Source organism: Streptomyces sp. NPDC059900, assembly GCF_050270335.1.
In the GTDB taxonomy this organism is placed as follows: domain Bacteria; phylum Actinomycetota; class Actinomycetes; order Streptomycetales; family Streptomycetaceae; genus Streptomyces.
The window spans coordinates 1-4,824 of sequence record NZ_JBNNJZ010000593.1 but is presented as its reverse complement, the minus strand read 5'-3'; the positions used below and the strand labels follow the sequence as shown (position 1 = coordinate 4,824).

At 69.1% G+C, this 4,824-nt stretch carries 5 protein-coding genes; 3 read left to right on the top strand and 2 right to left on the bottom strand.

Going from position 1 to position 4,824, the window contains the following annotated elements; all coding sequences use genetic code 11:
- The 3 genes from ACQKIP_RS39885 to ACQKIP_RS39875 form a co-directional block, all read left to right on the top strand.
- The coding region (locus tag ACQKIP_RS39885; RefSeq protein WP_427745287.1) for a VOC family protein at nt 1-461 on the top strand (461 nt) is incomplete at its 5' end.
- A 22-nt stretch (nt 462-483) separates the two neighbouring features.
- The gene (locus ACQKIP_RS39880; protein WP_365862187.1) at nt 484-1,530 is read left to right on the top strand and encodes a hypothetical protein; all 1,047 of its coding nucleotides are present in this window, start codon (nt 484-486) and stop codon (nt 1,528-1,530) included.
- Between the two features lie 305 nt (nt 1,531-1,835).
- Nucleotides 1,836-2,300: a hypothetical protein gene (locus ACQKIP_RS39875; protein ID WP_365862188.1), complete on the top strand. Its 465-nt coding sequence runs from the start codon at nt 1,836-1,838 to the stop codon at nt 2,298-2,300.
- Between the two features lie 801 nt (nt 2,301-3,101).
- Here the strand turns inward: ACQKIP_RS39875 and ACQKIP_RS39870 are convergent.
- Nucleotides 3,102-3,551, bottom strand: coding sequence for an alpha/beta hydrolase (locus ACQKIP_RS39870; RefSeq protein ID WP_365862190.1), 450 nt, complete (start codon nt 3,549-3,551; stop codon nt 3,102-3,104).
- 499 nt (nt 3,552-4,050) lie between these two features.
- A partial coding sequence (locus ACQKIP_RS39865) for a polysaccharide deacetylase family protein (protein ID WP_427745286.1) occupies nt 4,051-4,824 on the bottom strand: 774 nt, incomplete at its 5' end.

Here is a 4,824-nt window from a genome sequence, read left to right as displayed (position 1 = left end):
GAACACTCATGAGCATCAGCACCTTTCTGTGGGTCGACGGCCAGGCCGAAGCCCTTGCCGCCCACTACACCGCCCTGTTCCCCAACTCCGTGATCCGCGATACCCAGCGGGACCCGGAAGGCCGCGTCACCACCGTCGACTTCACCCTGGACGGGCAGCAGTACACCGCATACAACGGCGGACCGCAGTACCCCTTCACCCCCGCCGTCTCCCTCTACACGGAGTGCGAGAACCAGACGGATCTCGATGCCCTCTGGGCGGACCTCACCGACGGAGGCACGGAAGGGCCCGGCGGCTCGCTCGTCGACCGCTTCGGCATGACCTGGCAGGTCATGCCCGCGTGTCTGCGCGAACTGCTGCGGACCGCCGATCCGGCAACCGCCGAACGCGTCCTGACTGCCCTGCACGCCATGACCAAGATCGATATCCAGGGCCTGACCGACGCCCACGCCCAGGCATGACGCCCCGCAGAAAGCGCGCACGATGAACCCCACTCCCCCCACCACCCGCACCCTCCGCTCCGCTCACTCCCCGCCCGGGACCCGCCGCGTACGCGCTGCATGGACCCTGGCACTGCTGACGACGCTGTGCGCAGAACTGACCTTCACCGCCGTGGCGGTACCCAGCACGTGGATCGCCCTGCCCCTGCTACTGGTGATGTACGGCGCCGGCGTTCTGCTCATCCGCGAGGCGGTGGTCCGCTTCGGCGGCGGATGGCCGAGCCTGGTGGCCCTGGGTCTGGCCTACCAGCTGGCCGAAGACGGCCTTGGCCTCCAAGCCCTCAACAGCCCGGACATGTACGACGCCGCCGACTGGGGCCTGCGCGCCTTCGGTATCAACTGGACCTACTGGGAATCCCAGATCGGCATCCATGTCGTACTCAGCGTGCTGCTCCCTGTCATGATCGCCAATCTGCTCTATCCCCGTCTGCGCGAGCGGCCCTATCTGCGGGGCGGTGGCCTCGTCGTCACCGGCGTGATGGCCGGCATCGGCGTACTCGGCCTGCGTCTTGGCATCTCGGGCACCGAAGACCCCGGTTACCGAACCCCCATGGGCTGGACCGTCATCTACCTCGTCGCGATCGCACTGCTGGTCTGGTTTGCCCTGCGCGTCCTGCCCCGGCACCGGTCACAAGTGGTGATCCACCCCAGCCGGAAGGCGCCACGTCCCCTGGTGGTCGGGTTCATTTCTGTCTATCTGACCATGGCGTTCCTGACCACGCTGCTGCCGCTCGGCCTCGAGGGAGACCTGCTTCTCGACGACGCCATGTCGAAGCCGCTCATGCTGATCGCCGCGGCCATGACAGCGCTCCCGTTCGCCTGGCTCGCCGCACGCTGGCGCACAGCAAGCAACTGGACCAACAGCCACCGGCTGTGGCTGATCGGCGGGATTCTGGTCTCCCACACCGCGTTCATGATGCTCGGCTCCCTTACCGGCGCCCTCATCGGTCTCCTCACTCTGGGGCTGGAAGTACTGGCCCTCCGAGCCCTGGGACGCCATCTCCAACGGCACGAAGCCCTACCCGCATGAACCCCGGCGCGGCGGGACTGCGGCACTGCCGGCGCGAGCCGACGGCAGGAGCCGCAACGTCCCGGACACCGGAACGGGGGGCGCAGGCCTGGCCGGCAACCGGTGGCATGGCCGTCAGGGGCGGGCATCGCTCCGCGTGCACTGCAGGTTCCCGGACTCCCCTGCACCGGGCGGCCTGACTGCTGCGGCCCTCTGCCCCGGCACACCTCCGGTGCCGCCGTCCTCGCCACGGGCATCGACAGGATCTTTGCGGGAAGGCCATGCACAGCCGCTCGAAACCGCCCCCCCTCACGCAGGAGTGCCACATGCTCGAGATCCATCGCGAACGTGCCTTCGGGCGCACCTACCAAATCCTCTCGGAGGGCCGCCCGGTCGCACAGTGGTCCGGGCACGCCTGGAAGTCCGGCGGACACGTGGAGCTGGCCGGTGAGGACTTCGAGTTGCGGTCCTCGCGCTGGGGCCGGTCCTTCGAGATGCACGAAGGAACGGCAGGGGGACCGATCCGGGCCGAGGCGCACCGATCCGGCCGGCGGTGGAACATCATCGGCGCGGAGGGAGAGTACGAGTTGATGCGGCCCTCGGCATTTCGCGGCAGGCGACAACTGGTCCGGGGCGGCAGCGTCGTCGGCGAGTTCCGGCCCGGCCGGTTCGGCAGCGGGCTCACCGCCGAATTCACGGGTGTGCCGCTTCCCCTCCAGGTCTTCGCGGGCCTGGTCGTCCTCTCACTGCAGCAGCGCCAGGCCACGGCCGCCGCGGCCTCAAGCGGCTGACAGGAGCCCGGTGGCCTACAGGCCCCGCCTACAGGCGCTCGCTCCCCAGCGGTAACTCCCATGTGAGTCCGGCACAGGTCATCGGGACCTGTGCCGGACTCACCGCTTTCGCTGACCTGGTGCTGCAAACCGGGAAGGAAGACCGCGCCCCCTCGCGTGCGGTTATATGAGACAGGGGTTGTCGCTCGCAGGTCGGTTTACCCGCGCACGACGGCGTCAGCAGTACATGATCCCCAGGGAACTGCCGCATCGAGGTTCTTCGAGGCCCTCGAGCCCGGACAGAGTTCGGCGCATGACTCCGGTGCAAAGGACCGGCCGTCACCCGGGAGTAGCGCGCCTGGTCCCGTACGAGCCGGTCGGTGCCTGCCCGCACCCGCCGCCCGGACACCGAACGCGGCGAGCTGGTCTGGAACGAGCCACCGGCGGGGGCTCGGCCCAGGAGCTCTGCCACCAATTTCCGCCCCGAACCTGCGTGCGGATGCAGACGGACGACGCACATACGAAGATCACTCAGGGCGGCAGACGCGTGTCGCCGGCCAGGGCCTTCCCGTACATCCGGTCAGGCCCGGCGGTTGTGCCGCGGCGGACCGCCATCTGGCGGCGGCAAAGGAGGATTCACTCCGACGCGAGCTGCGGGAAGGCGGCACCGGGCGGCGTTGAGGACCGCCCAATCTCCCATACACCAGGGTCCGTTGCGCCGAAGACCGGCCGAGCGGAGATCCCCCGGCATCCGATCAGTGCAGTGTCCTGCTCCCCCTGACCAGGCAGGAATCACGGTAGGCGGATCCGGATCGGCGGCTGTCAGGGCAGCACGGCGGGGCAGCTGGTGCCCCGTGGCGGGACAGCCAGGTCGGTGAGATAGCTGTCCACGGCGTCCTGCACACACGGGCCGCTGGTGACGCTGCCGTGGCCGTAGCCCTCGTAGGTCAGAAGCACGCCGCTGCGGCCGAGCTGTCGGGCCACCGAAACTGCCCACGGGTAGCCGGTGGCGGGGTCGTGCAACGCGTTGGACACCAGGATCGGCGGGGCACCGGGTGCATCCAGGCGGTGCTGCGGGTTGGCGGTCGGCGCGCCCAGACAAGCCGCCGCCATGTGGATCGGCAGCAGGTAGGGCAGGTCAGGCGCTGTCACCTTCATCATGGCGACGAGCGAGGCGTACTCCGCGTAGTCGCGCACCGGCAGGTGCCAGTCCGAGCAGAAGACTGGGGTAGCCGGGGGCAGCGCCGATACCGAGGTGGACGACGCGGACATCGGCGTGCTCGCCTCCATCGGCCATGGCGGCTCCCACGACCATGGCCGTGCCCCGCGGGGCGCTGCGCCGCAGTGGGAATCTGCCCCTCGCTAACGGCATGGTTCCTCCTCGTGAAAAGGGCGGTTGTGTCTGGAGTCCGGGCCCGGCCGGGGCACCGACGTCACGGTAGGGGCGCGGTCGCCCATGTGGTGCCTCTGTCGGGGGCTTTTCCGGGTTGGGTCAGGGATCGCTCAGGGGCGTCGGGGCGCAGGGCGAGGGACGGACAGGGTCGGGGCAGGCGAGCATCGGTCGCAGTCTCGATCGAATGCCACCCGGGACAAGCGGACCACCGTGGCAAGGAGGGACGCAGCGTCAAACTGCTGACCAAGGCGCCTGGTGAAGTGCGCGGTCCGGACCGGGAAACGTGGCTGACCAACTGACCTGATCACGTCTCGACAAGGACATCGCGACAACCGCGTCAGGTCCCGCATGCCCCAACTGAACGGGAAAGCCGAAACTCTACGTCACCGAGGAGTTGAAGGTGAGCAGGGTGCGCAGGTCGATGACACGGTAGCCGCGGGCGGTGAGCGCCGTGAGGATGCGGGGCAGGGCCTGGGCGTCGATCACCTCGGTGCGGCCCTGTGATGCCCCGAGGTGCATCTGCAGGACCGCTCCTGGACGCAGCGCATCCAGTGCCCTGTCCACGGCGCGGTCCACCGTCATGCCGCCTTGGGTTCCCTTCCAGCCGTTGGTGTCGGTGGTGAACTCGATGTCCGCGTATCCGAGGGCGTTGATCTCCCGGATATGCGCGGGGCTGGTCTCGCTGTACGGGAAGCGGAAGAAGGGCGTCACCGCGCGGGCTGCCCCGGCCGCGCGAAGGGCGCGGTCGGCCGCCACGACTTCCTGCTGTCGTCCGGCCTTGGCCAGGGACTTGAAGTGGGGGTGGCTGAAGGAGTGGTTGCCCAGTCCGTGTCCGGCTGCCGCGATCCTTTTCACCACGGAGGGGTGCCGGTGGGCGAATTCGCCCGTCAGGAAGAACGTGGCGGGTGCGCGACGGCGGGCGAGTTCACCGAGGATGCTGTCCAGGCCGGCGTCGTTCCAGGCCGCGTTGAACGTCACGGCAACTACCCGTTCTTGCGTATGGATCACCCGGTTCTCCGAACCGAACAGCGCGCGCAGTCCCGGGCCGTCGACGGCCGCAGCGGGATGCACCGCGACGGTCTGGGTCCGGTGGGCCGCGGGCCCTTGCACGAGAGTCCCCAGCAGGACGGCGAGCACGGGACCTGTCCAGAG

Bases quoted from the DNA above. Each gene is read 5' to 3' on its own strand.
- ACQKIP_RS39875 (WP_365862188.1), top strand. From the start codon at position 1,836: ATGCTCGAGATCCATCGCGAACGTGCCTTCGGGCGCACCTACCAAATC.
- ACQKIP_RS39880 (WP_365862187.1), top strand. From the start codon at position 484: ATGAACCCCACTCCCCCCACCACCCGCACCCTCCGCTCCGCTCACTCC.
- ACQKIP_RS39870 (WP_365862190.1), bottom strand. From the start codon at position 3,551: ATGTCCGCGTCGTCCACCTCGGTATCGGCGCTGCCCCCGGCTACCCCA.